The sequence below is a fragment of the Pseudarthrobacter sp. MOO14 genome (assembly GCF_058267675.1).
The window spans coordinates 1,190,869-1,215,628 of record NZ_CM177849.1 but is presented as its reverse complement, the minus strand read 5'-3'; the positions used below and the strand labels follow the sequence as shown (position 1 = coordinate 1,215,628).

25 protein-coding genes are annotated in these 24,760 nt (G+C 66.1%); 15 read left to right on the top strand and 10 right to left on the bottom strand.

Translation table 11 applies throughout. The annotated features are described in order from the left end of the window. Window positions 1-253 precede the first annotated feature (253 nt). From AC4EEV_RS05640 to AC4EEV_RS05630, 3 genes are read left to right on the top strand one after another with little or no spacing between them, the layout of a single operon-like run. Window positions 254-1,033 (top strand): hypothetical protein, encoded by a 780-nt coding sequence (locus AC4EEV_RS05640; protein WP_491330331.1) that lies wholly within the window; start codon window positions 254-256, stop codon window positions 1,031-1,033. Next, window positions 1,030-1,182 (top strand): hypothetical protein, encoded by a 153-nt coding sequence (locus AC4EEV_RS05635; protein WP_491330330.1) that lies wholly within the window; start codon window positions 1,030-1,032, stop codon window positions 1,180-1,182. The genes AC4EEV_RS05640 and AC4EEV_RS05635 overlap by 4 nt, the downstream gene beginning before the upstream one ends. Then, entirely contained in the window at window positions 1,179-3,932 is a 2,754-nt protein-coding gene (locus AC4EEV_RS05630; RefSeq protein WP_491330329.1) for a hypothetical protein, read from the top strand. The genes AC4EEV_RS05635 and AC4EEV_RS05630 overlap by 4 nt, the downstream gene beginning before the upstream one ends. 148 nt (window positions 3,933-4,080) lie before the next feature. On the opposite strand, the gene AC4EEV_RS05625 is transcribed toward AC4EEV_RS05630, so the two are convergent. Beyond that, complete coding sequence (locus AC4EEV_RS05625) at window positions 4,081-4,329, bottom strand: hypothetical protein (RefSeq protein ID WP_491330328.1); 249 nt, start codon at window positions 4,327-4,329, stop codon at window positions 4,081-4,083. 387 nt (window positions 4,330-4,716) lie between these two features. On the opposite strand from AC4EEV_RS05625, the gene AC4EEV_RS05620 reads away from it, so the two are divergent. Beyond that, window positions 4,717-6,945: a hypothetical protein gene (locus AC4EEV_RS05620; protein ID WP_491330327.1), complete on the top strand. Its 2,229-nt coding sequence runs from the start codon at window positions 4,717-4,719 to the stop codon at window positions 6,943-6,945. Window positions 6,946-7,041: 96 nt separating this feature from the next. Here AC4EEV_RS05620 and AC4EEV_RS05615 read toward each other — a convergent pair whose 3' ends face one another. Beyond that, window positions 7,042-7,443, bottom strand: coding sequence for a hypothetical protein (locus AC4EEV_RS05615; RefSeq protein WP_491330326.1), 402 nt, complete (start codon window positions 7,441-7,443; stop codon window positions 7,042-7,044). A 6-nt stretch (window positions 7,444-7,449) separates the two neighbouring features. On the opposite strand from AC4EEV_RS05615, the gene AC4EEV_RS05610 reads away from it, so the two are divergent. Further along, window positions 7,450-7,803, top strand: coding sequence for a helix-turn-helix domain-containing protein (locus tag AC4EEV_RS05610; RefSeq protein ID WP_491330325.1), 354 nt, complete (start codon window positions 7,450-7,452; stop codon window positions 7,801-7,803). Window positions 7,804-7,884: 81 nt separating this feature from the next. Next, complete coding sequence (locus AC4EEV_RS05605; RefSeq protein WP_491330324.1) at window positions 7,885-8,064, top strand: hypothetical protein; 180 nt, start codon at window positions 7,885-7,887, stop codon at window positions 8,062-8,064. Window positions 8,065-8,506: 442 nt separating this feature from the next. On the opposite strand, the gene AC4EEV_RS05600 is transcribed toward AC4EEV_RS05605, so the two are convergent. Together AC4EEV_RS05600 and AC4EEV_RS05595 are read right to left on the bottom strand one after the other, a co-directional pair. Beyond that, window positions 8,507-9,538, bottom strand: a complete 1,032-nt coding sequence (locus AC4EEV_RS05600; RefSeq protein ID WP_491330323.1) for a LysM peptidoglycan-binding domain-containing protein — start codon at window positions 9,536-9,538, stop codon at window positions 8,507-8,509. A 341-nt stretch (window positions 9,539-9,879) separates the two neighbouring features. Further along, window positions 9,880-10,614, bottom strand: a complete 735-nt coding sequence (locus tag AC4EEV_RS05595; RefSeq protein ID WP_133830363.1) for a potassium channel family protein — start codon at window positions 10,612-10,614, stop codon at window positions 9,880-9,882. A 72-nt stretch (window positions 10,615-10,686) separates the two neighbouring features. On the opposite strand from AC4EEV_RS05595, the gene AC4EEV_RS05590 reads away from it, so the two are divergent. Together AC4EEV_RS05590 and trxA are read left to right on the top strand one after the other, a co-directional pair. Beyond that, a complete protein-coding gene (locus tag AC4EEV_RS05590) occupies window positions 10,687-11,241 on the top strand; it encodes an acyl-CoA thioesterase (RefSeq protein ID WP_018760537.1) in 555 nt (184 codons plus the stop codon). A gap of 93 nt (window positions 11,242-11,334) precedes the next feature. Next, a complete protein-coding gene (trxA, locus tag AC4EEV_RS05585) occupies window positions 11,335-11,772 on the top strand; it encodes a thioredoxin (protein WP_018760536.1) in 438 nt (145 codons plus the stop codon). Between the two features lie 62 nt (window positions 11,773-11,834). Here the strand turns inward: trxA and AC4EEV_RS05580 are convergent, their stop codons facing one another. Then, window positions 11,835-12,113 (bottom strand): putative quinol monooxygenase, encoded by a 279-nt coding sequence (locus AC4EEV_RS05580; RefSeq protein WP_018760535.1) that lies wholly within the window; start codon window positions 12,111-12,113, stop codon window positions 11,835-11,837. A gap of 102 nt (window positions 12,114-12,215) precedes the next feature. On the opposite strand from AC4EEV_RS05580, the gene AC4EEV_RS05575 reads away from it, so the two are divergent. Continuing rightward, window positions 12,216-13,892, top strand: a complete 1,677-nt coding sequence (locus AC4EEV_RS05575) for an AMP-binding protein (protein WP_018760534.1) — start codon at window positions 12,216-12,218, stop codon at window positions 13,890-13,892. On the opposite strand, the gene AC4EEV_RS05570 is transcribed toward AC4EEV_RS05575, so the two are convergent. The 4 genes from AC4EEV_RS05570 to AC4EEV_RS05555 form a co-directional block, all read right to left on the bottom strand. Next, window positions 13,893-14,210 carry a hypothetical protein gene (locus tag AC4EEV_RS05570; RefSeq protein ID WP_133830360.1) on the bottom strand — a complete coding sequence of 106 codons (318 nt, stop codon included), beginning with the start codon at window positions 14,208-14,210 and terminating at the stop codon, window positions 13,893-13,895. 137 nt (window positions 14,211-14,347) lie between these two features. After that, window positions 14,348-15,841, bottom strand: coding sequence for a calpain family cysteine peptidase (locus AC4EEV_RS05565; RefSeq protein ID WP_491330322.1), 1,494 nt, complete (start codon window positions 15,839-15,841; stop codon window positions 14,348-14,350). Window positions 15,842-15,909: 68 nt separating this feature from the next. Next, complete coding sequence (locus AC4EEV_RS05560) at window positions 15,910-16,500, bottom strand: hypothetical protein (RefSeq protein WP_491330321.1); 591 nt, start codon at window positions 16,498-16,500, stop codon at window positions 15,910-15,912. Between the two features lie 105 nt (window positions 16,501-16,605). Then, on the bottom strand, window positions 16,606-17,589 hold the full coding sequence (locus AC4EEV_RS05555; RefSeq protein ID WP_491330320.1) for a DNA-3-methyladenine glycosylase family protein: 984 nt from the start codon (window positions 17,587-17,589) through the stop codon (window positions 16,606-16,608). Between the two features lie 136 nt (window positions 17,590-17,725). On the opposite strand from AC4EEV_RS05555, the gene AC4EEV_RS05550 reads away from it, so the two are divergent. Beyond that, complete coding sequence (locus tag AC4EEV_RS05550; RefSeq protein ID WP_018760529.1) at window positions 17,726-18,139, top strand: VOC family protein; 414 nt, start codon at window positions 17,726-17,728, stop codon at window positions 18,137-18,139. 21 nt (window positions 18,140-18,160) lie between these two features. Here AC4EEV_RS05550 and AC4EEV_RS05545 read toward each other — a convergent pair whose 3' ends face one another. Continuing rightward, entirely contained in the window at window positions 18,161-19,345 is a 1,185-nt protein-coding gene (locus tag AC4EEV_RS05545) for an SLC13 family permease (RefSeq protein WP_491330851.1), read from the bottom strand. A gap of 62 nt (window positions 19,346-19,407) precedes the next feature. On the opposite strand from AC4EEV_RS05545, the gene AC4EEV_RS05540 reads away from it, so the two are divergent. Genes AC4EEV_RS05540 through AC4EEV_RS05520 form a run of 5 tightly spaced genes read left to right on the top strand, consistent with a single transcriptional unit; the run spans window position 19,408 to window position 24,699 of the window. Further along, window positions 19,408-20,793: a cystathionine beta-synthase gene (locus AC4EEV_RS05540; protein WP_018760527.1), complete on the top strand. Its 1,386-nt coding sequence runs from the start codon at window positions 19,408-19,410 to the stop codon at window positions 20,791-20,793. A 10-nt stretch (window positions 20,794-20,803) separates the two neighbouring features. After that, window positions 20,804-21,967, top strand: a complete 1,164-nt coding sequence (locus AC4EEV_RS05535; protein WP_018760526.1) for a cystathionine gamma-synthase — start codon at window positions 20,804-20,806, stop codon at window positions 21,965-21,967. A 52-nt stretch (window positions 21,968-22,019) separates the two neighbouring features. Next, the gene (locus tag AC4EEV_RS05530) at window positions 22,020-22,526 is read left to right on the top strand and encodes a winged helix-turn-helix transcriptional regulator (protein ID WP_026264312.1); all 507 of its coding nucleotides are present in this window, start codon (window positions 22,020-22,022) and stop codon (window positions 22,524-22,526) included. Between the two features lie 5 nt (window positions 22,527-22,531). Beyond that, the gene (locus AC4EEV_RS05525) at window positions 22,532-23,893 is read left to right on the top strand and encodes an MFS transporter (RefSeq protein WP_491330850.1); all 1,362 of its coding nucleotides are present in this window, start codon (window positions 22,532-22,534) and stop codon (window positions 23,891-23,893) included. Between the two features lie 35 nt (window positions 23,894-23,928). After that, window positions 23,929-24,699: an SDR family oxidoreductase gene (locus AC4EEV_RS05520; protein WP_491330319.1), complete on the top strand. Its 771-nt coding sequence runs from the start codon at window positions 23,929-23,931 to the stop codon at window positions 24,697-24,699. Window positions 24,700-24,760: the final 61 nt, after the last annotated feature.

Sequence of the window (24,760 nt, the reverse complement as noted above, 5' to 3'; positions counted from 1 at the left end):
ACAAGGCCCTGCAGGACGCCGCAGGCCAAAATCTCTCCCGCCCGGCACTCATGGCCGTTAAAGGACCACCAATTGGGAGGCTGTCTTCATCCAGTTGGTTGGGTGTCATGGACGCCGCGGCTCGGACCGGAATGAGTGAACGGCACATCCGCCGGCTCGCATCATCCGGCCGGGTCGTGGCACGCCGGGTAGGCCGCCGTAACTGGGTAGTTGACATCGATTCATTGGAAAACGTCCTAAGGAACCAGGCAGCATGACCACCACAGAACCCAGCCCCCGGGCCATCATCGCGGAAGCGGAGCAGGAAGCACGCGAAGCCGCGGATCTCGTCGCGAGCCTCGAAGAGAAGGTCCGCGACGGTGACGAGTCGGTGACGTTCGAGGAGGTGGAGAAAGCCCGCGGCCTGCTGTCGTTCGTGCGATTGCGCCAGGAAGCGGCCCGCCGGAAGGCAGATAAGGCGAAGGCGGCCGCCCGGCTGGCAGCCTGCGAAGCCCTGCACGCTGAGATTCAAGAGCATGCCCAGGGCGAGGGCGCAGAACTGGCGGAGAAGCTCAAAGCGGTGACCGACGCCATCCGGGAGTTCTCGGATTCCGTGGAGGCACGGAATAGCCGCATCCGGGGTTACCGGGAGCGTGCTGTGAATCTGGGCATCCCCGAACACATCAACCCCACTCCGCCGCCGGCCGCACATGGCCGCGTTGGCCTGACTCCGAATGGCGGTTCGGGTGGCCTTGACGGGGTGAAGGTTGGCCACCGCAGGGTGGAACAGATCAATAGGGACGTGTTCCTGAACAGGGCGCTGGATCTCGTGACCCGGGAGGGCAAGCTCAAGCGGGTTGAGAATGTGGACGCTGGCGTGGACTTGTTCGGTGACCTGGCCGCCATCGATACGGAATCCGCCGGACCGTCCGGCAACTACTTCTACCGCGGGCCCAACGGCGCAGTCATTGCCAAGGATGAGCCCTTCACCGCAGAGGAGGTCCAGCGCCTCCGGCTGCAGGAAGTATCCAAGGCCAAGGCGTACGGCGAATGAGCGGCGAACAGCAGACGGTCTACCAGCGTTCACAGGTCACAGCTGAGCAGCTCCGGAGCATGTCCGCTGAGGAGATCATGGAAGCCCAGGAGAAGGGCCGTCTGAACACCCTGCTGGGCCGTCCTGAGCCGGGGGAGGGCACCCCATGAGCGGCGGCACGCACAATGTCGGCAGCATCGAGGCGGTCCTCAAAGTCGATGACTCCGACTTCAAGCGGGGCATGACCGAAGCGAAGACGGAGGCCAAGGAAGTCGGGGCACTGGAGCCCAAGGTCAAGGTAGACGCGAACGTTGGCCCGGCACTGGCGAAACTGGAAGCTGTCGCCAAGGCCGAACGGGACCTGGACATTGCGTTCCAGCGCTCCACGATCGCTCAGGAGAAGCTGGACATCGTCACCCAGAAGTACGGTGAGGATTCCCTTCAGGCCGCGTCCGCAAGGTTGGCCCTCACCCGGGCGACAAACGCCGAGTCCGACGCCCAGGCCAAGCACGCTGGCCTGCTGGCGCGGGACACGGAGGAGCAGGACAAGAACACCGAGTCCACGAAGGCCGGGGTCCGGGCGAACCGGGACCGGGTCAGTGGGCTGCAGGTCTTGATGGCGCTGGCCCCGGGTATCCTCGCCGCCGCCGCCCCGATCGCCGGGGCCGCCACGGGCCTCGCTGTCGGGTTCGGTGTCATGGGCCTCTCCGGTGTGCTGGCCTTCAAGGGCATCAAGGACGCCATGGAAGTCGGGGATTCTGTCGGCAACCAGTACGCCGCCGGGCTGCAGGGCCTGAAGACAGACATGAACGCCCTCGCCGGGACCAGCGCCAACGCGATGCTGTCCTCCTTCAACAACATCGTTGGCGACATCAACAACCGGATGCCGTTTCTGACCAACATGATCGGCCAAGGCTCAGCCGCACTTGGCGTGATGGGCGGGACCGCCCTCCGGGGCGTCCTGGACGGGCTTCAGACCATGAACCCGCTGATTCAAGCCGGAGAGGTCGAGCTTAGCAAGTTCGTCGCATGGCTGTTCTCCTTCAATGGGACTTCCGGCTTTCAGTCGTTCATCTCCTATTCCATCGACAACCTGCCCTCCGTGATGCACCTCCTGGAAAACCTCGTCATCACAGCTGGGCACATCCTCTCCGCGTTCGCCCCGCTTGGGCCGGTCATGATCAGCCTCCTGAACGGGTTGACGGACGGGCTCAATGCACTCCCCCTCCCGGTCCTCGCCGGGCTGGTCACGACAGCGACTCTTGTAGGGCCAGCCCTGCGGATGGCCTTCGCGCCTGGGGTGTCCACCTTGATCATTTCCGTGGCTGAGGCCATCGGCTTCACCGGGGTGATGGCTAACCTCGCCGTCCCAGTCGTCGGGGTTCTCACGGCCTTGATCGCCGGGGTGGGCATCGCGGCGGCCACGTCAGCCCTTGGTACCGACAAAGCCACTGCCGCCGTGCAGGACTACACCCAGGCGCTGAAGGACGATACCAACGCCATCGGTGCCCACGTCCAGGCGCAGGCCGCCAAGGCGCTCTCCGACGCCGGGGCTTTCGACGCTGCCCGGACCCTCGGTATCTCGCAGAAAACTCTGACCGATGCCGTCCTGGGCAGCACGGACGCTATCAACAAGGTCAACGACGCCGTGAAGGCCGGCAAGGAGTTCCAGAACGACTGGACCCAGGGCGTCGTGGACGCCAACACCGGTATCTACATGGCCACCCAGGCGCAGAACGACATGGGCAAGGCCATCGACGTGGTCACTGGGCAGGTCAAGTCCCAGACGGACGCGATCGACCGGTCAAAGCAGGCCAACAGCGATCAGACGGCAGCCACGTCCGCGCAGACCGCGGCCCTGCAGGCAGAGGCCACCCAATACGGGACCACGGTCCAGGCGCTTCTGGCGGCCAAGGACGCCCAAGACAAGGCAGGGCAGTCCACCGCCGAGACCACGGCGAAGATGCAGCAGCAGAATGACGCCGCGGGCTTGCTGAAGATGACGCTTGACGGGCTCAACGGCAAGGCGATCTCCGCAGCTCAGGCGCAGAACTCGTTCGACTCCTCTCTGGCGAACATGGGCGACCATGTGGACAAAACCGGCAAAAAAATCACCTTCACGACCACCAGCATCAGCGACATGTCCGCGGCGTCGGTCGCGCTCCGCGGCCAACTCAACACCCAGGTTCAAGGGCTGCAGGCAGTGGTGGAGGCCAACGGCGGGCTGGACGATTCCACCGGCAAGGCCAAGGAACAGATGGAGGCCATGCGGACGCAGATCATCGACAACGCGGTAGCTCACGGTGTGGACAAGGACGCCGTGACCGCCTACGTCGATAACCTGCTGACCATCCCGAAGTCTGTGCCGCCCACCAAGGTGGACATCGACAAGGCCGAAGCGGAGAAGAAGCTTCAGGGCTTCCAGTCCGCGATCAACTCCCTGACCGGCAAAACCGTTGACATCTACTCGGTGACGCACATCCAGGAGGTGCGGGACGGGCCGGCGGTCAACGGGATCAGCGGCAACGCGATCGCCAACTCCATGAACGCCGCCAACCAGTACGCGCAGGACAACGCCTACAACCACGCCGATGGTGGGGAGATCCTGTACCGGGCCGGTGGTGGCGGGGTGCCGTTCCGGCCCTCGGGGACGGACACGGTCCCGGCGATGCTCACCCCCGGTGAGGTCGTCATCAACCGGGCATCTGTGCAGTCCCTCGGGCTCGGGAACGTACTGCAGGCAAACAGGACCGGGTCCTGGCCGCAACAGGGCGCCAGCTTCCCCTCCAGCATTACGCTGGTTGTGGACGGCCGGGAGTTCAACGCATACGTTGCGGAGATCGCAGACGCACGCACGGAGGCCGCCCTAGACCATACAGCGCGTATGATCGCCGGCATGCGCGGTGGGAGGAACTGGTAGTACGTGCCCCCACTAGGCCAGCCCGCTGTCAGGGAATGCCGCCCGGCTCTGACAGCGGGCTTTCCCGCGCTGGTGTGCTCACCGTGTGATCACGGGGTGAATCTGCCCAGCAACCGCAAGGGATTCGGGCGGGGGAGTTGATACGGAATCAACTGACATCAGCAAGTGGTGAGCCCGCTGTACCTCCCAAGACCTTGAAGAAGTCATCCACCGACTGAAGTGTGTGGCGTGTGGGCTTGCCCGCCAAGTGTGCTTGGTATGTCTCGCGTTGCGCCTCGGTCCGCCGGTTGAGTTGGCCCGGTTCTGGAAGGTCTTCGAGAGGAAGCCAAACTACTTCGCTGAACACTTTTGGGAAGACGATCGGCCACATGGCCCCATCAACCTTTTGCAGGGTCATGGGGAGGCTATGAGTTTTGAGGTTCCGGATATAGCGCAGCCCCGGCAGCAGTTGGCCTCCTAGGCTTTGGGCCCTTGCATCCTCGTACTCGTCCCACTGCCATAGCTGCTCATCGACGGCCGCGGCCCAGTATGCGCATTCAGCCGTTGGTACGAACAGCCGTAGTGGGTCTGATGTAGTCCTCAATGCTTGGTGCCGAGCGAAAGCTTCCCGAAAGCCCTCGACGGCAATCTGCAGCATGCTTACCGGGCTCAACCCTCTGCTCTTCCTTTCACCCGGCGATAGGACTCCATGGCACAACCCTATCGGGCCGGCGATGGCCTTTATCGGACCCGTCTTGGGCACCATGGGGCAAATGACCTTCTCACCCGATAGGTAGACCAGCCGTTGACGAACTACACCTTCTCCAAGACCCCCACAATCAACTTCAACACAGTCCCCCCATCCATCGCCCGCTCAGCTACTGGCAGCGTCTACGCGGTCGGAGACACCGGTTACACGACCCCACTGAACATGACCATGGTCATCGGCGGGGCCGTGGTCACCACGATCTCCTCGGATGCGCTGGGGCTCCTGCCTGACTTCACCCTGCTGGACCGGACCACATGCGTCTGGAAGCAGGCCGGTTCGTCCTTCGCGACGGTCCTGACCACGTCAGACCCGATCCCGGGCCCTCCCGGGCCGAACACGGTCCCGACGCAGTCCGCGATCCAGTCTGAGGTCACGACCCCCGGCACGCCCACGGCAGCGGCACTTACTGCCACTTATGACCGCATCTCACAGGTCACTGCGGATGCCACACTGGCGGACGGTGTAACCGATAATCGGGCCTATCTTCAGGGCCTCATCGACGCCGCCCACACACAGGGCATTGACCTCATCCGCATCCCCAAGGGGCGCGGCGGGGCGTGGATGCTCTCAGGCCACCTTGACCTCTGGTCCGGGCAGACGCTCGATGCCAGCGGCGCCCGCATCTCGGTTACCGTGGCTACGCAGGACTTCATCCTGGGCAACAAGGCCCGCGAGCCCATCGCAACAGTGACGGGCGTGTCCACCACGCTCAACTCATCGGCTATTACATCTACAGGAGCGACGTTCAACGCCGCCCACGCGGGCAAGCAAGTAGCTATCCTCGGCGCCGGATTCTCCGGAAGCCCGATGTACGGCACCTACAACCACACCTCCACCACGGCTGCGTCCGTGCTGCCGGTCGTGGCAGCAACTCCTGCCACCGTGGACATCCAAGCGCTGACCGCCGTTACTGGGGCCAGCATGCAGGTCTTTGACCGGGACAAGGACATCACCGTCATCGGCGGAACTTGGGTCAAGCCGGCCAACTCGACGGCCGGCGCGGACGACTACAAGCTGCACCTGATGATGTTCCGCCGCGTTGATCGCATCAAGATCATCGACGCCTCATTCGAGGCGGCAGGCGTGGCGAAATACTCGATCAACCTGGGCGACGTGACCGACTACCACGTAATCCGCCCACGATTTAACAGCACCATCTCTGACGGCGTCCACATCAACGGCCCCGCCAGAGGCGGACGCATCGACGGCGTGCGTGGTGCGACAGACGATGACATCGTGTCTTTCACCGCTGCGGACTACTGGGATGGCTCTATCAAAGCCAAGTTCAACGACACATCCGGCGATATCGCAGGATGTGAAGTAACCGATCTGTCCCCGACGCTGGCGAAGTCCGGCGTCAAGGTGCTCGGTGGTGGACAGTACAAGATCCGCGGCGTGGCCGTGCGCGGTTTCTCCGGAAGCGTCTACCGTCGCCCCGTCTACATCGCGGACGACCTCACGGGCAGCTCAGACGTGTCGGTGCTCATTGACGGACTGACGTGCAAGCCGGGCGACGGATACAACACGGTGTTTATCAACGCGACCAACGCCAAGGACATCACGCTCCGGAACGTTGAGCCGACCATCACGGCTGCGCAGACGGTGCCGGTTATCCAGTTGGCAACGAACGCGCTGGTGCAGACCCTCTCGCTCGACTCCTGGGTGATCCGCGACGCGCAGCTCTCCACCTACACGCTGCTCCAGGTCAACAGCGGATGCACCATCAGCGAGCTGACCGCCTCCGATATGAGGGTCAACTATCCCTCTGAAACTACTGGCTTGGTGTACTCGATCATCGGAACCGTGAACCGCGTCCGACTCTCGGATAGCCACTACAAGAATGCGAAGACTGTCCTCCAGCACAATGGTGGAGCGGCGGCTATGGTGGCTGAAATTCTGAATGTGACCGTTGAGAACGGCGAGTACCCTGTGGTTACTGCGGCGGCGACGTCGCTTGACGTGTCGTTCGCCAACTGCTCGTTTGATGCCTTCGGGGCCTACGCCCGGACCACAGGGACGGGGACTCTGACCGTGCGGGGAGACTCACCGCGCAACCTGCGGGCAGGCACAACCAATGGGCTGATCAGGTCCGCCACGCAGACAGTCCGATGCATCATCTCCAGTATGCCGGTTGACGTGTCGATCCTTGCTAAGAGCATGGGTGACCGGGCCTACAATACCAACGCCGGCCTGTCCTGCGGCGTCGGTCCCGTGATCAGCGACGGCACAAACTGGAAGCACGCCTACACGGGCGCTACCTACTAAGGGCCACATAAGACACGGAACTGTTGACTAACTGAGTTCGCCCAAAAGCAAGCCCCCACCGCCGCGAAGGCAGTGGGGGCCTGCATGGGTCAGGGGTTATTTGGAGTCGGTTACGACGACGCGGAGGCCATTGTCCGGGTGGTAGGTCCAGGACGCGCTGTAGCCGTCCCAGGTCGCCTTCTGGGTGCCGTCCAAGGCCCTTGTGCCTTGGATCTGGGAGACGACGCTGTCCGGTACATGCACCTCATGGAGCATGCACATTACGTCGGACACGTCGAGCCCAACGGTCCCGTACTTGGATTTTGACTGCAGGGTGGCTGTGTGCCCGTTATCCCCGACGTCAAGGCCCTCGTGGGTCGCCAAGTTGCATTTGACCCGGGCGGCGTAGAACGGAGCTACGCTCTCGGTTGGTGATGGTGTGGCGGCCGCCCCGCCGCCGCAGCCTGTAAGTGCAATTGCCAGCAGTGCGATGCCAGCTACCCCCATTGTTGCTTTCATGGCCTGATGCTATCCCGTGCGGGGGTGAAATTAACAGCGCCGACTTTGAGGAAGTCTGGGCAGGAACATGGGGAACTCTTGCCCAGGCTCGCCGCGGAACTTGGAAACTCCGGGACCTTGGGTGTGACTCGCTGTAGCTTCTCTGCCATGACAAGCAATTACTCAAAGAATGTTGATGCAAACGTGCGGCAAGTAGCCGAGTATCTGGGCCTCCACCCGGAAACGGTGCGCACCATGGCTAGGTCAGGGGACTTCCCTAACTCTTACAAGACCGGCCGTGGGGGTCAGTCGAACCATATCCGTATCCCGTGGGCTGATGTTGAGGCGTACCGGGCCAAGCAACCACGGGTGAACCGCTGAGTGCACTCTGACTCTGACGATCACATAGGGTCGGCATTAGTGATCCGGACCAGCGGGGCCCGGACATCTGAAAGGAGCACAGTGGCCAGCACCGAAAAAGCCGAAGCACTGGAGAATGCACAGCTGAAAATACTCAAAACGATCGAGCAGCTAGCTGGGAGCGCTGCCAATCGAAACGCGGTCTACCAGTATGCGGCTGCTTACGCACTGCTGGAAGGAAGTCTGGAGGAATTTCCCGGTAGCTTGGAACAGACAACATAGGCGCTCGTGATCACCATGTGAGCACACACTCCACGACACAGGCGGAGTCAGGCGGGTACGGTTCAGCGCTCCGTACCCCGAAGATCCCCGGAATCTAGAGCATCCGGGGATCAGCGGGTCTTGGGGGTCACGGCGGTCAAATCACTGTAAATCAGCTGGCAACGCCTACGGGGGTTCGAATCCCTCATCTGCCACCCTTGGAAAAGCCTCCGGAACCATCAGGTTCCGGAGGCTTTTTCGTGTCTCCGGGCAGGTCCGGAGGACGCCCGGAAGCGGCGCCGGACCGTCGTCGACACCACGCAACGGCCGGGCCGCCAATGAAGGACGCCGAACTCACCCTCCGGCGAAGCGTCATGGCCTTGTCCGCGGATCCTGCCGGTTAAGGTTCGGACCCGCGGACAAGCTTCTGAAATCCCGGCTCAGCGCCGTGGTTTACGTGCAGTCAGTTCAACGCGATCAGGAGCATCGTGCTGGTGCCCGGGATGCAGGTTTGCAGGATGGCCCGCGGGAACCCGCCGAAGACAGCAATCACGTCGTTGGTGGTTCCGGGGTTGGGGACGGTGCCGCGGCCGGTCACGGTGTAGGTGCCGTAGCCGGGGATGCTGACGGTCTCACCCACCCCTATTCCGGAGAACCGCGCCCAGCCGCCGCAGAAGTCGTGCTCTGTGATGAACAGCGAGTACCCGTCGTTCGGGGTGAAGTGGATGGGGCCGATGCATGCGTCCACCATTGACTGGCCGCCCGACCCTGCCACATAGATGGTGCGGACAGCGGGTGCTGCCGGTGCCGGTGCCGGCGCAGGTGCGGGAGCCGCGGCGGGGGCCGGGGCTGCTGCCGGGGCAGGCGCGGCGGCTGGAGCCGGAGCCGGGGCGGCCACCCCTATGGCAGGGCCGGTCAGCACCAGTGTCTGGCCCGGGTAGATGATGCTGTACGCGCCCAGGCCGTTGGCCGCGAGCATGGCATTCATGTCCACGCCGTGGCTGGCAGCAATCCCGCCCACCGTGTCGCCAGAGACCACGGTGTAGACGTTGGGGTCACCCGCCGGTTCGGGAGCTGGAGCCGGAGCTGGAGCCGGTTCGAGAGCTGGAGCCGGTGCAGGAGCGGGAGCTGGAGCCGGTTCGGGGGCTGCTGCCAGTGCCGGGGCTGGGTCCGCAGCTGGCGCGGCCGCAGCGGCCGGCGTATCGGGTGCGTTTTCTCCGGAGGAGTCTGCTGCCTCGCCGGAGTCAACGTCGGGAGCCGGCGACGGAACGGCGGCCGCCGCCACCTGGACCGCCGCCGCGGGTGTGCCTCCGCTGAGGGACGCAGGCGGCGCAGCCATGGCGCCGATGCCCATCGCGGCCACAACGGCCGCCGTGGCCATGCCGGCCCATAACTTGTTGCTGATGACCGGACGTCCGGTGGTGAGGTCCGTCCGGGGTTCGTCGGTGACAAAGCTTCTGCTGGTGCCGTCGGAAGGGGGGAGAGGCTGGTTCATGGGGGGCCCATCTGGGTTCGGTCCCGCCAGGACATGCGGTGCATGCCCACGGTCAAGGACGGATCGCGATGCCGTTGCACCGCTGGCCCCGGCGGGTGCCGGAGGCCGCGTGCGGCGCAAGATGGAGGCATCCGCATACCCAGAAAATGCGGAGCTCCGCGTGATGGCAGGAACGTCCGGAAGCAACCCGGTGCACCTGCCGGTGCGTGGTGGTCCTAGGAATCCCGAGTCTAGGAATCCGGCCACCGAGCGGGCACCAGTAGGAATTACCCGAGTTTTCGGCACCGGTACTCGTCCCCGGCAGCGCCCCTACTCAGGCCGGGAGCGTGCGGTACTTGCTGCTACAGCGCCCGGCGGTCCCGCAGTTCCGCGATTTCCCGGCGCAGCAGGGCGATCTCAGCCACCAGTTCCGCCACTTCCACCCGCATGGGTTCTTCAACGGCTTCGGCAACCGATTCCGCTGTGTCCTCCACCCGCTGGACCAGCCACGATGCGATGGAGGCCGTTACCACGCCCAGCACGGCAATCCCGCTCATCATCAGCGCGGTCGCCACCAGCCGGCCAATGGGCGTGACCGGATACATGTCCCCGTAGCCAACCGTGGTGATGGTGGACGTGGCCCACCACAGGGCGTCGCCGAACGTGAGGATCTTGGCGTCCGGCGCCCACTGTTCCACGTCCAGGACTGCCAGCGCGCCCACGAAGACCAGCAGGGCGGCGGAACCGGCCACATAGGTAACCACCCGGCCGCGCAGCGTTTCGCCCACTGTCCGGTGCAGGACTGACAACAGGGTCACCAGCCGCAGCAGGCGCAGCGGCCGGAAGAACGGCAGCGCCACGATGACCAGCTCGTGGAGGTTGCGGATGAACCACTGCCGGCGGTTCTCCGCCAGCCACAGGTTCGCCGCATAGTCCAGCACGAACACGCACCACGTCACCCACATGACCATTTCCAGCCAGTCCGCGCCGCTGCCCTCAAGCCGGCCGATGACCTGCCACGCGTAGGCTGCCAGGAACACCAGTGCCGTTGCCATCAGGGGCCACTCCGCCAGATCGCGGTAGCGTTGCTGCGTCATGCAGGAAATCCTACGGTGATGCCCCAGCCAACAGCAGGTGCCCAGCATGTTACCCGCGGGTAGCATTGGGGCATGCACCTGCTCCTGAGAACCATCCTCCTGCTGTTCCGTTCCGCCCGGCGCGCGCCCGTCTCCGTGTGGGAGTCCTCGTCGCTGCCACTTCGGGTCCTGCCCACGGACATCGACATCGCCATGCACGTGAACAACGGCATGTACCTCTCCCTCATGGACCTCGGCCGGTTCGACCTCATGGTGCGCAGCGGCGTCTGGAAGCGGATGCGCCGCCGTGGCTGGAGCCCGGTGGTTTCCGCGGAAACCATCGCCTTCCGCAAGTCGCTGCAGCTGTGGCAGGACTACACCATCGAGACCCGCGTCATCGGGCTGGACACCAAGGCGATCTTCTTCGAGCAGCGCATGGTGGCCGACGGCGAGATTTACGCACGTGCCTACATCGCCACCCGGCTGGTCACCAAAGGAGGCCCGGTCAGCCAGGAAGACATCATCGCGGAGTTTGGTGCCCCGCCGGCGGACCTGGTGCTGCCCGAATGGATCCACGAATGGCGCGCTACCAGCGCCCTCCCCGGCAGCCGCACCCCCGCCCCGCACCTGTGGGATGCCTACCGCTGAACCGTTGTGTCGTCGTCGTACGCCGGGTATTCCCGATGACGCGGGGAGCGAACACCCGCGACACGGACAGCCCCGGGCGCGTAGCGTAGTCGCATGGCTACCCTTGACATCACAGGTGAACAGTTCGCATCCACGATCGAAGGCAACGACATTGTCCTGGTGGATTTCTGGGCAGAATGGTGCGGCCCCTGCAAGCAGTTCGGCCCCACCTACGCCGCCGTTTCCGAGAAGCACCCTGACGTCGTGTTCACCAAGGTGGACACCGAAGCAGAGCAGCAGCTGGCGGCGGAGGCAGGCATCACCTCCATCCCCACGCTGATGGCCTTCCGTGAAAAGGTGCTGGTGTTCTCGCAGCCCGGCGCCCTGAACGCCCAGCAGCTGGAGCAGGTGGTGGACGCGGTTAAGGCCTTGGACATGGAGGAGGTCCACGCGCATGTGGCCCGCCAGCGGGAAGAAGCCGCTGCCGCGGCCGGGAAGCCCGCCGGCACCCAGGGCGGTCCACAGGACGGCACCCAGATTCCCGACTTCTAGACCCTCATTAACGCACACTGCGGGACCCCGTCCGGGGTCCCGCAGTGTGCGTTAATACGTCCCTAGACGCGTTCCACCTTGACCGGTTCGGCCAGCAGTGCGCTCAGCGATTCGTTCAGGTCCTGCACCGCGGTGCCCTTGGAGTGCTTGTCCAGCTCTTCCTGGGACGCCCACTGCTCGGTCAGCACCAGCTTCTCCTCCGTGGCTTCGGTCAGCTCGTAACGGATGCAGCCCGGTTCATTCACCACCTCATCAATTGCGATTTCCAGGGCAAGTTTGACGCGGAAGAACTCGCCGTCGTTGGGAATGAACGTTGCTATCAGGTCAATGGGTGCACTCATGGTTTTCACAATACCGGGCGCCGCCGGTCCGTCTCGTGCGTTGCGGCCGAGTCCGGCCCCGCCTTCCTTCTCCCGCCGGGATCCTGTTGGTAGCGTTCCACCATGCGTGCATATACAGCCGGGGACACTGACGTCCCGCTCCTGGAAGAAACCATTGGCGCGAATTTCGAGCGCGTCGCCGCGCACTTTCCGCTGCATGACGCGCTGATCGAGGCCGCGCCCGTGCCCGGCGCCGATGCCCGGCGCTGGAGCTACACCAAGATGAACGACGACGTCGACCGACTGGCGCGTGCGCTCCTCGCCCTGGGTGTCGCCAAGGGGGAGCGGGTGGGCATCTGGAGCCCCAACTGCGCCGAATGGACGCTCCTGCAGTACGCCACCGCCAAAGCCGGCGTGATCCTGGTCAACGTCAACCCCGCCTACCGCAGCCACGAACTCGAATTCGTCGTCAAGCAAAACGGCATGCGCATGCTGGTCACGGCGCCATCGGACAGCAACAGCGACTATGTCGGCATGGCTCGCCAGGCCCTGGCCGCGTGCCCGGACCTGAAGGAACTCGTCTTCCTGCCGGACCATGGCCTGGACGGGCTGTCGGCCGGCAGCCCCCAAGGCGGCGCGGAACTCACGTACGCTGAACTGCTCAAGCGGGCGGACGACGTCGGGCACGCTGCCCTGAAGGCCCGGATGGCTGAGCTCAGCCCGCATGATCCCATCAACCTGCAATACACCTCCGGTACCACGGGATTCCCCAAAGGCGCCACGCTGACCCACCACAACATCCTCAACAACGGCTACGCGATCGGCGAGTTGCTGGGGTACACCGAGCACGACCGGGTGGTCATCCCCGTGCCGTTCTATCACTGCTTCGGCATGGTGATCGGCAACCTGAACGCGCTCAGCCACGGGGCCGCCACCATCATCCCCGGGCGCGGTTTCTCGCCTGCCGCCGCACTCGAGGCCGTGCAGGACTTTGCCGGCACGTCGCTGTACGGGGTGCCCACCATGTTCATCGCCGAGCTGGCACTCCCGGACTTCGGCTCCTATGACCTTTCGACGCTCCGGACCGGGGTGATGGCCGGCTCGCTGTGCCCCATCGAGGTGATGAACCGGGTGATTTCCGAGATGAACATGGTGGATGTGGCCATCTGCTACGGCATGACCGAAACGTCCCCGGTTTCCACCATGACGCGCAAGGGCGACACGCTGCACCAGCGCACCGAGACCGTGGGCCGCACCATGCCGCAACTTGAAAGCAAGATCGTGGATCCTGCCACCGGTGAAGACCTTGAACGCGGGCAGATCGGAGAACTCTGCACCCGCGGTTACGCCGTCATGGCTGGATACTGGAACCAGCCGGACAAGACCGCCGAGGCCATCGACGCGGAAGGTTGGATGCACACCGGCGACCTGGCCCGCATGGACGACGACGGCTATGTGGTGGTGGAAGGCCGGATCAAGGACATGGTGATCCGCGGGGGCGAGAATATCTACCCGCGCGAGATTGAGGAGTTCCTGTATTCCCACCCGTCCATCCAGGACGTCCAGGTCATCGGGGTCCCGGATCCGAAATATGGCGAGGAACTGATGGCCTGCATCATCCTCAAACCCGGAGCGGAGCCACTGGACGCCGCGGCAGTGGCTGAGTTCTGCCGCGGCCGGCTGGCGCACTTCAAGATTCCCCGCTATGTGGAGGTCCGGGAGAACTTCCCCATGACGGTCTCCGGGAAGATCCGCAAAGTCCAGATGCGGGAGGAAGCGGTGGCGCGGCTGGGGCTCTGACTAGCCGGGCTGCTGCACCAGGTCGAATCGGACTTCGCCCTCGCAGATCGAGGTGATCCGGACGGTGTAGCCGTCAAAGGTCGCTTCCTGCCCGAGTGCCAATCCTGGAAAGTCCTTCGATGCCGGGCTGCTGACCTCGAACAAGGCTACCGACAGGTCCGCCGTCGGCGGGTCATTCTTCAGGTGTGTGCTGGACAGTCGCACGAGCGGTGTGGCATCCGGGCCCCGCGGGGAGTCCGGCAGAAGCGGAAAAGAGCCATTTGCAGACGGGATGATCCGGTAAGTTCCAGTGTGGGTGCAGCTTGCCGTTGACGTCATGGTTGGCTCCTTTGAGGCTTGGGATGAGTGCGGTTGGGACGGCTCCGCCGAGGGGGAGCAGCCGCTCAGCGAGAGTGCCAGAGGCAAAACCGTGCAGGCGAGAACGCGGCTGCGAAGCCGCAGGGCGGGACGCGGCATCAGCCCGCCACCGTGGCATCGCTGAAGAGCCTGCTGAATTCGTCCTGCGAGATCTGCATGCGCGGCTCGGAAGGGCCCCATGGATTTTGAAGGATGATGTTCCCCCGCTCGTCAACTCCGGTCACGAAATAGGCGTGGCCGGCATGGTATCCGATGGGCGCCTCCTCCGGCGTTTCACCCAGTGTTGTGACCAAGGCCGGGCGTCCCCTGCGGGCCGCTTCCCACAGCTTCCCGGCGTCATCGGTGCGTTCCACGTCCGGTCCCGCCAAATACTGGAATGCGTCGGGACCCCAGTTGCCTTCAATGGCGCGGTAGTTCCCTGGCGGGTACGCCTGGTCCGGGGGCGCCCCTTCCGCTGTCCCGTCGTTTCTGTCGTCTTCGGTGTAAACCTGGGCCAGCGCTTTCTCAACATAGGCAGGCCAGTTGCCGCCAAACCCTGCTTTGGCTCCCATCTGTGCGCCATTGCTGTTTGCCGGCAGGTCCGAGGTGACGGTCACCCACTGCTCCTCTCCGTTCTTGTCGAACAGCAGGACGGAAACCGTGCCGTTGCCGTTATCCGTTACGTGCTCGCGGGCCCAGCCCGGATCGGCATTGACCATGGCCCCGGCGGCGGCCAAAACCACGCAGTCCCCGTACTGCCCCTGCCTGATGTCGCCAGTGCCCGGGCGTTGTCCGATCACCGGCCACTTGGGTTCCATCCACCGGTCCGTGCTGCTGGCGTCAGGGCCATCAGGCCTCGCTGCATCTCCCATGGCCTGCCCGTCCGGCTGGGCCCACGGGATGAGGTCCTTCAGGCGCCCCACCTGCTCTGCCGACGCCTTGGACAGGAACTGGTCCAGCAGTTGCAGACGTTCGAAAGGCGTGGTTCCCTCCCAGTTGAACAGTCCCTTGCCGTCGGCCGCCGCGCCGCTGCCCAGGCTTCGGAGCTCATCATCGGTTAACGACTCCAGCAACTGGTTCAGCTGGGCGGGTTTGAGCCCGGTCAAGGCGTCGCGGAGCTTGTTGACGTCCGAATCGTTGCCCACAAAGAAGTTGTCGCCAGACGCAGCGTCCCTGACCAGGCCCCGGAGCCTGTCCAGTTCGGGCGCCGAAAGGTTCGCTTCGCCGCGGTCGGGGTGGCGAACCACGGAATGCTCCCCGCCAGTCAGGTAATCGGACGTCGCATCCCCGGCGGCCGTGCCGGGAGGGCCCCCGGCCGAACTGGTCCGGCCTGCCGCGCCACCGGCGCCGCTGGCGCGTTCCTGCTCGTCCGCGTGCCGTGCGGCTGCCTTCCCTGCGTCCGCAAGGGCCTCAATGACGCGGCCCAGGAGGAGGCTGTGCGTGCCATTCCAGTCGTTCCGGAACCCCTCGGCGTCGGCCCCTTTCCAGGTGCCTGGCTCGCCCACGTTCCTCGACAGCGCCGTGGCAGTGGTCATCAAGCGCGCGGAGGAGGCGGTAAGGGCCTTCCCCAGGGCGCGAAGTTGGGCGACGTCCGCCCCGTAAATGCCTGCCATTATTCCCCCAATATCCAGGCGCAAGCTTACGCGAGGCGCCCCGCCGGAGGCATGGGGAGAACTGCCCGCTAGCTACTGCGGCCGGTTGGGCGGCGGGACAGCCGTAGCGCCACAACGGCGACGGCGCCCGCCGCCAGTGCGACCAAGGCCAGGACCGCTGCCCCGTTCCTTCCGGCCTGGGTGGCCTGCCGCGTCCCGCCGCCGGTCACCTCGTTGGCGGGAATCTGCCACTCGGACGGTGCCGGAAGGATTCCCTGCGGCAGTTGGGTCTCGCGCAGTTTCCGTCGGGCGGCCAGCCGCTCCCGCACCGCCTCATCGGGGGCAGCCTCCAGATCATCGGCGGCGATGGCAGTTGGGTAGTCGATGATGTAGGGCTCACCGTAAAACGCAGAGGACGCCGCCGACTCCACCCAGGTGAACGGTGGTGGGGCAACGTCCCGCGCTGCGAACGCGGTCAGCAGCATCTCCCGGATTTCCTCAAGGCTCTTGCCCGCGGCCCCGCGGCGAATCACGTCGAAGATGGCCAGTTGCAGCTTCAGTTTGGCATCCCCGTCAGGATCGTGCGCTTCCGGGTCCACCACCGCGGGGTCTTGCCCGGTTGGATCCACGTCCAGGGGTTCTCCGCCGGCGTGGTTGGTTCGTCCTGGATCGGAGCTCATGGGGTTCCTCTCACTCGTGGTCCGGCCGTGCCTGGCCGGACGCCACACCCTAGCCTTACCCATCCCGGTCCGGATCAAGCACCGGTTGACCTGCCGCGGAGGGTTTCAGAGCCGGCGGTGGTCCTGGATAGTCATGCGCGGGCCAAAAGTGGGCTTGCGGTAACCGGTGCTCTGGATCATCCGCACCACCCGCTGCCGGTGCCCGCGCCAGGGTTCCAGCAGTTGGATCATGCCGGCGTCGTCGGTCCTGCGCCCCGTGAGCGCGGCCCCGATGTAGGCCGCCAGGTGGTAATCGCCCACGGCGATGGAGTCCGGGCAGCCGTGGGTGCGCTGCACCACCTCGGCGGCGGTCCAGACTCCAATCCCGGGAATCACCTGCATTTTTTCTGCGGCTTCCGCGGCCGACGCCGCTGCCAGCCGCTCCAGGGCGGCGGCGGAGCGCAGCGCCCGCATGACGGTGGCGGAACGCTGGGGACCCACGCCGGCCTTGTGCCACTCCCAACTGGGGACCTGCAGCCATTGGGCCGCCGTTGGCGCCACGATGAGTCCTGCCGGAGTGGAGGCCCCCGCGCTCGGGGCCGGCGTCCCGTAGCGGTGGACCAGGTACCGGTAGGCGCGCCGGGCCTCCACCACCGTTACCTTTTGTTCCAGGATGATGGGCACCAACTGGTCCACCATGCGGCCGCTCGCGGGCAGGCGCAGCGCCTGGCTGCGCCGGCGTGCCTCCCGGACCATGCGGGGCAGCGTGGCATGGAAGGCGGGTTCGTCGAAATCCCGCCAGTCGTCGTCGGCCCCCAACAGCCGGGGTGCTGCCTGGACCGCGGCCGCAGCACCCGGGCCCCATGCCTGGACGTCCACCCAGGGGCCGCCCGCTCCGCCGCCCGCGGAGGACAGCCGCAGGGTGGCCGGGCCGGTGGGGGACGTAAAGGCATTCCAGATCACGTCGCCCTGGACGCAGAAAGACGGATCGCTGTTGCCCCGCAGCAGCGGTCCAAGGGTCCGGGACAAGCTGTAGGGCGCCTCCGGATACCAGCGCAGGGACACGTCCGCGGCGGCCGCCAGCCGGGGAGGTGCGTCTGCGATCGTCATGTCTTCCATGGTCCCACGGCCCACCGACACCGGCGGGACCATCGGCCCTTCTCCGCGTCGCAGCCCGGGACTAGGATCACTGCTGGCGCACGGGCAGCGGCTGCCCATAAGCCGTGCCGTCGAGAACCAGGAGGCCATGGTGGGCGGAGCAGTGCATTTTGAGATTCCCGCGGACGACCCTGAGCGGGCAATGAAGTTCTACCAGGAAGCCCTGGGGTGGCGGATGGAACCGGTGCCGGGGATGGACTACACCATGGTGATCACCACGGACATGGATGCGGCCACCGGGCAGCCAACCACGCCCGGGGCGATCAACGGCGGAATGATGGCCAGGGAAGGACGGATCACCGCTCCCGTCATCACCGTGGATGTTCCGGACATCAACGCCACACTGAAGACGGTGGAGGAGTTGGGCGGTGCAGTGGTCATGCCCAGGAACGAGATCCCCGGCATGGGCTACACGGCATACTTCCAGGATTCCGAGGGCAACGTGATGGGGCTCTGGCAGAACCTCGCGCCGCAGGCCACCGGGACCCCGGACGGCGCCTGAGCACCCTGGAAAGACGAGCCGTCAGGGCATCCCGGAAACCAGCCACAGCGCCAGCACGGCCAGCGGCACCGTCAGCAGGACTGCCACCAGCCCGGCCACCGCAAACCCGCCCCACCTGACAGGGACGTTCAGTACCCGCAGGCGCTCATGCCACAGCAGCGTGGCCAGCGAAGCCCAGGGGCTCACCAGCGGGCCCAGGTTCACGCCGATGAGCAGGGCGGCCAGCCTGGCCGGAGATCCGGCCACCGGCTCCAGGGCCAGGTAGGCGGGAAGGTTGTTTGCGGCGTTGGCCGCCCCCGCGCCCAGCCCGGCCAGTTGCAGGAGTGCCGGCAGTCCGTCGCCCGATCCGGCGATGCCTGCCAGCAGCGTGGTCAGCCCGTGTGCGTGCAGCGTTTCCATCAGCATGAACAGGCCCACTGTCAGCATCAGCGGCCGCCACGGGACCATGGACCAACGCAGGGCCGAGGGCCTGCGGCGCAGGAAGACCGCCAGCAGGACCGCCGCCGCGGCAAGGGCGGGGTACTGGACCGGGACGCCTGAGACCAGGGCCGGGAGCAGGACCAGGAGCGTCACGGCGGCGGCCTTCAACAGGGTGCGGTCACGGACGGGATGCGTTGGCTGCGGCCCGTAGGTTCCGCGCAGGTCCCGCCGGAACGCCAACCAGAGCAGGACGAGGGGGACCAGCAGTCCCACGACGGCGGGCGCCCAGACCAGTCCCGCGAAGCGCCAGGGGCTCAGGCCAAGCCGGTCCTGGGCCAGGAGGTTGGTCAGGTTGGAGACGGGCAGCAGGAGTGAGGCCGTATTCGCCAGCCAGATGCTGGTCAGCGCGAACGGCAGGGGAGGGATCCGGGCGTGGACAGCCAGGAGGACAACCACGGGTGTCACCAGCACGGCGGTGGTGTCCAGGGACAGGAACACCGTGGCCACGGTGGCCACGGCCACCACCAACAGCCACAGGGTGAAAACGCGGCCCCTGCCCAGCGCCGCCAACCCGTCCGTCACCACGCGGAAAAGTCCTGCCCCGTCCACCAGTTCGGTCACCAGGGACATGGCCAGCACGAAAGCCAGGATGGGAATGGTGCGTCCGGCCAGTTCGCCGAAGGCCGGGACGGGGAGGGCGCCGACGGCGAGGGTGGCCAGGCCTGCCGCCAGGGTTGCGCCGGGCAGCAGGTAGCTGCGGGTGGCTTTCAGCCATGCGAACTGCATCACCGGGCTATCCTCGCATCCCGGGCGGGGAACGGCCTGCAGGAAGCGGTAGCTTTGTATCTATGAAGTACGCCCAGTCCATCCTGGACCTCATCGGCAATACGCCGCTCATCAAACTCAACCACGTGACCGAGGGCATCAAAGCCACCATTTTGGTCAAACTGGAGTACCTGAACCCAGGCGGCTCCATCAAAGACCGCATCGCGGCGCAGATGATCGAGGATGCCGAACGCGAAGGCAAGCTGAAGCCGGGCGGCACCATCGTGGAGCCGACGTCCGGCAACACCGGCGTGGGCCTGGCCCTGGTGGCGCAGCAAAAGGGCTACAAATGCATCTTCGTGGTCCCGGACAAGGTGGGCGAGGACAAGCGGGCCGTGCTGCAGGCCTACGGCGCCGAAGTGGTGGTCACGCCCACGTCGGTCCCGCCGGAGAGCCCGCAAAGCTACTACGGCGTCTCGGACCGGATCACCCGGGAGACACCCGGTGCGTACAAGCCGGACCAGTTCTCCAACCCCGCCGCTCCGGGCAGCCACTACAAGACCACCGGCCCGGAGATTTGGCGTGATACCGACGGCAGGATCACGCACTGCGTCATCGGCGCCGGCACCGGCGGCACCATCACCGGGACCGGCCGCTATTTGAAGGAAGTTTCGGCTGACCGGCCGGAGTCCGACGGCGGCGTGGTCCGGATCATCGGCGCCGACCCCGAGGGCTCGGTCTACTCGGGCGGCACCGGGCGGCCCTACTTCGTCGAGGGCGTGGGCGAGGACATGTGGCCCGGCAACTACGACAAGTCCATCCCCGACGACGTGATCGCCGTCAGCGACGCCGACTCCTTCGCCATGACCCGGCGCCTGGCGCGGGAGGAAGGCCTGCTGGTGGGCGGTTCCTCCGGCATGGCGGTGGTGGCAGCGCTCAAGGCGGCGCGGGACCTGCCCGAAAGTGCCGTCGTCGTGGTCATCCTGCCCGACTCGGGCCGCGGATACCTGGCGAAGATCTTCAACGACCAGTGGATGCGCTCCTACGGCTTCCTCTCCGGGGGCGAGGAAACGTCGGTGGGTGAGGTCATCAAGTCCAAGACCGGCGAACTTCCGGACCTGGTACACATCCACCCCAACGAATCCGTGCGGGACGTCATCAACATCATGACCGAGTTCGGCGTCAGCCACATCCCGGTCCTCTCGCAGGAACCGCCCGTGGTCATGGGTGAGGTCCTGGGTGCCGTGGACGAACGAACGCTGACCGCCAAGCTGTTCCGCGGCGAAGCGAAGCTGACGGACAAGATTTCCGAACACATGGGCCCCAAGCTGCCCGTGATCGGGTCGCTGGAAACCATCTCCGCCGCCAGGGAGCTGCTCTCGGACACGGATACCCTGATGGTCACGTTTGTGGGCGCGCCCGTGGGAATCCTCACCCGGCACGACCTGCTGGCCTACCTGAGCAACTAAAGGAGCACCCATGACTGCCTCTGAGAACCAAGGCTTCAACACCCGGGCCGTCCACGCCGGCCAGGCTTTCGAGCCCCGTACCGGCGCCGTGGTCCCCCCGTTGCACTTCAGTTCCACCTACGCCCAGGACGGCATCGGCGGCCTGCGCAGCGGTTACGAGTACGGCCGCGGCGGCAACCCCACCCGGGACGCGCTGCAGGAACAGCTTGCCGCCCTGGAACTCGGGACGCACGCCTACAGCTTCAGCTCCGGCCTGGCTGCGGAGGACGCCCTTATCCGTGCCCTCACCCGCCCGGGCGACCACATCGTGCTCGGCAACGACGCGTACGGCGGCACCTACCGGCTGATCAGCCGCGTGCTGGGCGATTGGGGGATCGGCAACACCCCGGTGGACATGGCCAACCTGGACACCGTCCGCAGCGCCGTCGCTGCCAACAAGACGCGCTTCGTGTGGGTGGAGACCCCCTCCAACCCGCTGATGAAGATCACGGACATCGCCGCGCTCGCGGATATCGCCCACGCCGCCGGCGCCCTGCTGGTGGTGGACAACACCTTCGCCTCGCCCTACCTGCAGAACCCGCTGGCCCTCGGTGCCGACGTGGTGGTCCACTCCACCACCAAGTACATTGGCGGACACTCGGATGTGGTGGGCGGCGCCGTGGTGGTCAAGGACGCGGAGCTGGCGGAGAAGATCGGTTTCGTGCAGTTCGCGGTAGGTGCGGTTTCCGGGCCGATGGACGCCTTCCTGACCACCCGGGGGCTGAAGACGCTTGGCGTGCGCATGGACCGGCACAGCGAGAACGGCCAGGCGGTGGCCGAGTGGCTGCTGGAGCGTCCTGAAGTGGAGGCTGTGCTGTACCCGGGCCTGCCGACGCACCCCGGCCACGAACTCGCCAGGACGCAGATGCGCAAGTTCGGCGGCATGGTGTCCGTGCAGTTCAAGGGCGGTGAAGCCGCGGCCCGGAAGGTGGCGGAGTCCACCACCGTGTTCACCCTGGCCGAATCGCTCGGCGGCATCGAATCGCTCATGAACTACCCGTCAGAGATGACCCACGCCTCGGTGAAAGGTACCGAGCTGGCAGTTCCGGTCAACCTGCTGCGCCTGTCCTGCGGCATCGAGGACGTCGAGGACCTCATCGCCGACCTCGACCAAGCCTTTTCCGCAATACCGTAGCGGCGGCAGGGGAACCCTGGCTTTCTTGAAGAAAGTCAGCTAGGGTTCCCGTATGCCTCTCCGATCTGACTGGTCCCAACGCACCTGCAGCATGGCCCGCGGCCTGGACATCCTGGGCGACCCCTGGTCCGTCCTGGTCCTGCGCGAGGTCTTCTTCGGGAACGGCCGGTTCGACCCCATGAAGGCCCGCCTCGAAGTGGCCGACTCGGTCCTCACCAAGCGGCTCGCGGGTCTGGTTGAGTCCGGGCTGCTGGAGAAGAAGCCGTACGACGACGGCGGCCGTACCCGCCAGGAATACGTGCTCACCGCCATGGGTGAAGACGCACTCCCGGTCCTGAACGCGGTCACCATCTGGGCGGAGAAGCACCTGCCCGCGCCCTCGGAGCAGGCCCACCTGTACGTCATCCATTCGGGCTGCGGGAAACCCACCACCTCGGCCGACACCTGCACGAGGTGCGGGGAACGGCTCACCGCCGCGAACACCAGCTGGCACAGCCGGTCACGGTCCGAGCAGCCCATCCGGTTGTCCACCGCAGCCCGGGAGGGAACGGCCGCGTGAGCACCCTGCCCGAGGAAGCAGCCGAACTACCCGCCGAAGCCGCCGCCGGGCCGGACACGGTCCGGCGCCGCCGGCTGCACCCGGCATGGATCGTCGCCGCCGTGGCGTTCCTTGCGCTGGTCGGGGCGGCTGGATTCCGGGCGGCCCCCGGGGTGCTCATGGTCCCGCTCCAGCAGGAGTTCGGCTGGTCCACCACGGTCCTGTCGGCTGCGGTCAGCATCAACCTTGTCCTGTTCGGCCTGACCGCACCGTTCGCCGCCGCCCTGATGGAACGGTTCGGCATCCGCGCCGTCACGGCAACAGCCCTGGTCCTGATCGGCCTCGGCAGCGCCTTGACGGTGCTGGTGAACCAGTCCTGGCAGATCCTGCTGACCTGGGGCCTGCTGATCGGCCTCGGCACCGGTTCCATGGCCTTGGTCTTCGCGGCCACCATCGCCAACACCTGGTTCACCAAAAACCGCGGGCTGGTCATCGGCATCCTGACCGCCGGCAGCGCCGCCGGCCAGCTCGTCTTCCTGCCGTTCATCGCCCTCCTGGCACAGGACCCCGGCTGGCGGCAGGCATCCCTGCTGATCGCCGCGGGCGCCCTCGCCGTGGTCCCGCTGGTGCTGAAGTTCCTCAAGAACTCGCCCGCCGACGTCGGGGTGTTGCCGTACGGTGCCCTTCCCCCGGTGCCCGCGGACGCCGTGATGCCGGACGGAGCCAAAGTCCCCGCAGCCGCGGACGGGCCCCGCGCCAACGCCGCCGTCCGCGCCCTCCAGGTCCTCCGCCGGGCCATCAAAGTCCGGACGTTCTGGGCGCTGGCGGCAGGTTTCGCCATCTGTGGAGCCACCACCAACGGGCTGATCGGCACCCACTTCATCCCCTCCGCGCACGACCACGGCATGCCCGAAACGACGGCCGCGGGACTGCTCGCCGTCGTCGGGATCTTCGACATCATCGGCACCATCGCCTCCGGCTGGCTGACCGACAGGTTCAATCCCCGCGTCCTGCTGGCCGTCTACTACCAGTTCCGCGGCATCGGGCTGCTGGTGCTGCCATTGCTGCTGAACGCCGAGGTCCAGCCCAGCATGATCGTGTTCGTGGTCATCTACGGCCTGGACTGGGTAGCCACCGTTCCTCCCACGGCCGCCATCTGCCGCGAGACGTTTGGTGCGGACGGCAGCGTGGTCTTCGGCTGGGTGTTCGCGGCCCACCAGCTGGGCGCCGCCGCGGCGGCCATCGCCGCCGGAGCCCTGCGCGATGCCACCGGGCACTACACCTACGCCTGGCTGGGTGCGGCGGCCATGTGCACCATCGCTGCGGTCATCAGCGCCACCATCCGCCGGGACCGGAGTTCGCGGGAAGCGGAGCCGGCTGCGGCCTGAACCAGCGCCCCACAAGGCGGCGCTAGGCTGGTCGGATGGAATCAGACGCACCCGCCGCTGCCCGCCCCGTTGCCCTGGTCACCGGCGCCGGGCGCACCGGGAACATCGGTGCCGGCATCACCCGGCAGCTGGCCGCCGATGGCTGGGACCTCGTCCTCTCGTACTGGGCGGGCTATGACGCCCGGATGCCGTGGGGGAGTGAGCCTGACGATGTCCTCCGCCTTACCGCCGAGCTCGAAGCCATCGGCGCCACGGTCCACGCCGTTCCCGCGGACCTGCAGGACCCCGGCGTGCCGGACAGGCTGGTGGCCGAGGCCGTGGAGCTTGCTGGTCCGCTGCGGGGCCTCGTGCTCAGCCATGCCGAATCGGTGGATTCGGGGGTGCTGGACACCAGCGTGGAGTCCTTCGACCGGCACTTCGCGGTGAACACGCGCGCCAGCTGGCAGCTGATCGCCGCGTTCGCCCGCCAGGCCCCGGACGACGGCGGCGCGATCGTGGCACTGACCAGCGACCACACCGCGTTCAACCTTCCCTACGGCGCCTCCAAGGGTGCCCTGGACCGGATCGTCATTGCCGCCGCACGCGAGCTGGGTCCACAGCGCATCTCGGCGAACGTCCTGAACCCGGGGCCCATCGATACGGGATGGATGACTCCCGACCTAAAGGAGGAGCTCACCGCCCAGCAGCCCACCGGCCGCCTCGGCACCCCTGCAGACGTCGCCGGAACGGTGGCGTTCCTGCTCTCGCCCGCCGGGCGCTGGGTCTCCGGGCAGCTGATCAAGGCCGACGGCGGCTTCTCCGCCTGAGCTCCCTGCGGCCCAGTTCGCCCCGCGCCCTCCCAACTGGCTCGCACTAGATGTCGTTTTG

Bases quoted from the DNA above. Each gene is read 5' to 3' on its own strand.
- AC4EEV_RS05640 (WP_491330331.1), top strand. From the start codon at position 254: ATGACCACCACAGAACCCAGCCCCCGGGCCATCATCGCGGAAGCGGAG.
- AC4EEV_RS05635 (WP_491330330.1), top strand. From the start codon at position 1,030: ATGAGCGGCGAACAGCAGACGGTCTACCAGCGTTCACAGGTCACAGCT.
- AC4EEV_RS05630 (WP_491330329.1), top strand. From the start codon at position 1,179: ATGAGCGGCGGCACGCACAATGTCGGCAGCATCGAGGCGGTCCTCAAA.
- AC4EEV_RS05625 (WP_491330328.1), bottom strand. From the start codon at position 4,329: ATGACCCTGCAAAAGGTTGATGGGGCCATGTGGCCGATCGTCTTCCCA.
- AC4EEV_RS05615 (WP_491330326.1), bottom strand. From the start codon at position 7,443: ATGAAAGCAACAATGGGGGTAGCTGGCATCGCACTGCTGGCAATTGCA.
- AC4EEV_RS05610 (WP_491330325.1), top strand. From the start codon at position 7,450: ATGCTATCCCGTGCGGGGGTGAAATTAACAGCGCCGACTTTGAGGAAG.
- AC4EEV_RS05600 (WP_491330323.1), bottom strand. From the start codon at position 9,538: ATGAACCAGCCTCTCCCCCCTTCCGACGGCACCAGCAGAAGCTTTGTC.
- AC4EEV_RS05595 (WP_133830363.1), bottom strand. From the start codon at position 10,614: ATGACGCAGCAACGCTACCGCGATCTGGCGGAGTGGCCCCTGATGGCA.
- AC4EEV_RS05590 (WP_018760537.1), top strand. From the start codon at position 10,687: ATGCACCTGCTCCTGAGAACCATCCTCCTGCTGTTCCGTTCCGCCCGG.
- trxA (WP_018760536.1), top strand. From the start codon at position 11,335: ATGGCTACCCTTGACATCACAGGTGAACAGTTCGCATCCACGATCGAA.
- AC4EEV_RS05580 (WP_018760535.1), bottom strand. From the start codon at position 12,113: ATGAGTGCACCCATTGACCTGATAGCAACGTTCATTCCCAACGACGGC.
- AC4EEV_RS05575 (WP_018760534.1), top strand. From the start codon at position 12,216: ATGCGTGCATATACAGCCGGGGACACTGACGTCCCGCTCCTGGAAGAA.
- AC4EEV_RS05570 (WP_133830360.1), bottom strand. From the start codon at position 14,210: ATGACGTCAACGGCAAGCTGCACCCACACTGGAACTTACCGGATCATC.
- AC4EEV_RS05565 (WP_491330322.1), bottom strand. From the start codon at position 15,841: ATGGCAGGCATTTACGGGGCGGACGTCGCCCAACTTCGCGCCCTGGGG.
- AC4EEV_RS05560 (WP_491330321.1), bottom strand. From the start codon at position 16,500: ATGAGCTCCGATCCAGGACGAACCAACCACGCCGGCGGAGAACCCCTG.
- AC4EEV_RS05555 (WP_491330320.1), bottom strand. From the start codon at position 17,589: ATGACGATCGCAGACGCACCTCCCCGGCTGGCGGCCGCCGCGGACGTG.
- AC4EEV_RS05550 (WP_018760529.1), top strand. From the start codon at position 17,726: ATGGTGGGCGGAGCAGTGCATTTTGAGATTCCCGCGGACGACCCTGAG.
- AC4EEV_RS05545 (WP_491330851.1), bottom strand. From the start codon at position 19,345: ATGCAGTTCGCATGGCTGAAAGCCACCCGCAGCTACCTGCTGCCCGGC.
- AC4EEV_RS05540 (WP_018760527.1), top strand. From the start codon at position 19,408: ATGAAGTACGCCCAGTCCATCCTGGACCTCATCGGCAATACGCCGCTC.
- AC4EEV_RS05535 (WP_018760526.1), top strand. From the start codon at position 20,804: ATGACTGCCTCTGAGAACCAAGGCTTCAACACCCGGGCCGTCCACGCC.
- AC4EEV_RS05530 (WP_026264312.1), top strand. From the start codon at position 22,020: ATGCCTCTCCGATCTGACTGGTCCCAACGCACCTGCAGCATGGCCCGC.
- AC4EEV_RS05520 (WP_491330319.1), top strand. From the start codon at position 23,929: ATGGAATCAGACGCACCCGCCGCTGCCCGCCCCGTTGCCCTGGTCACC.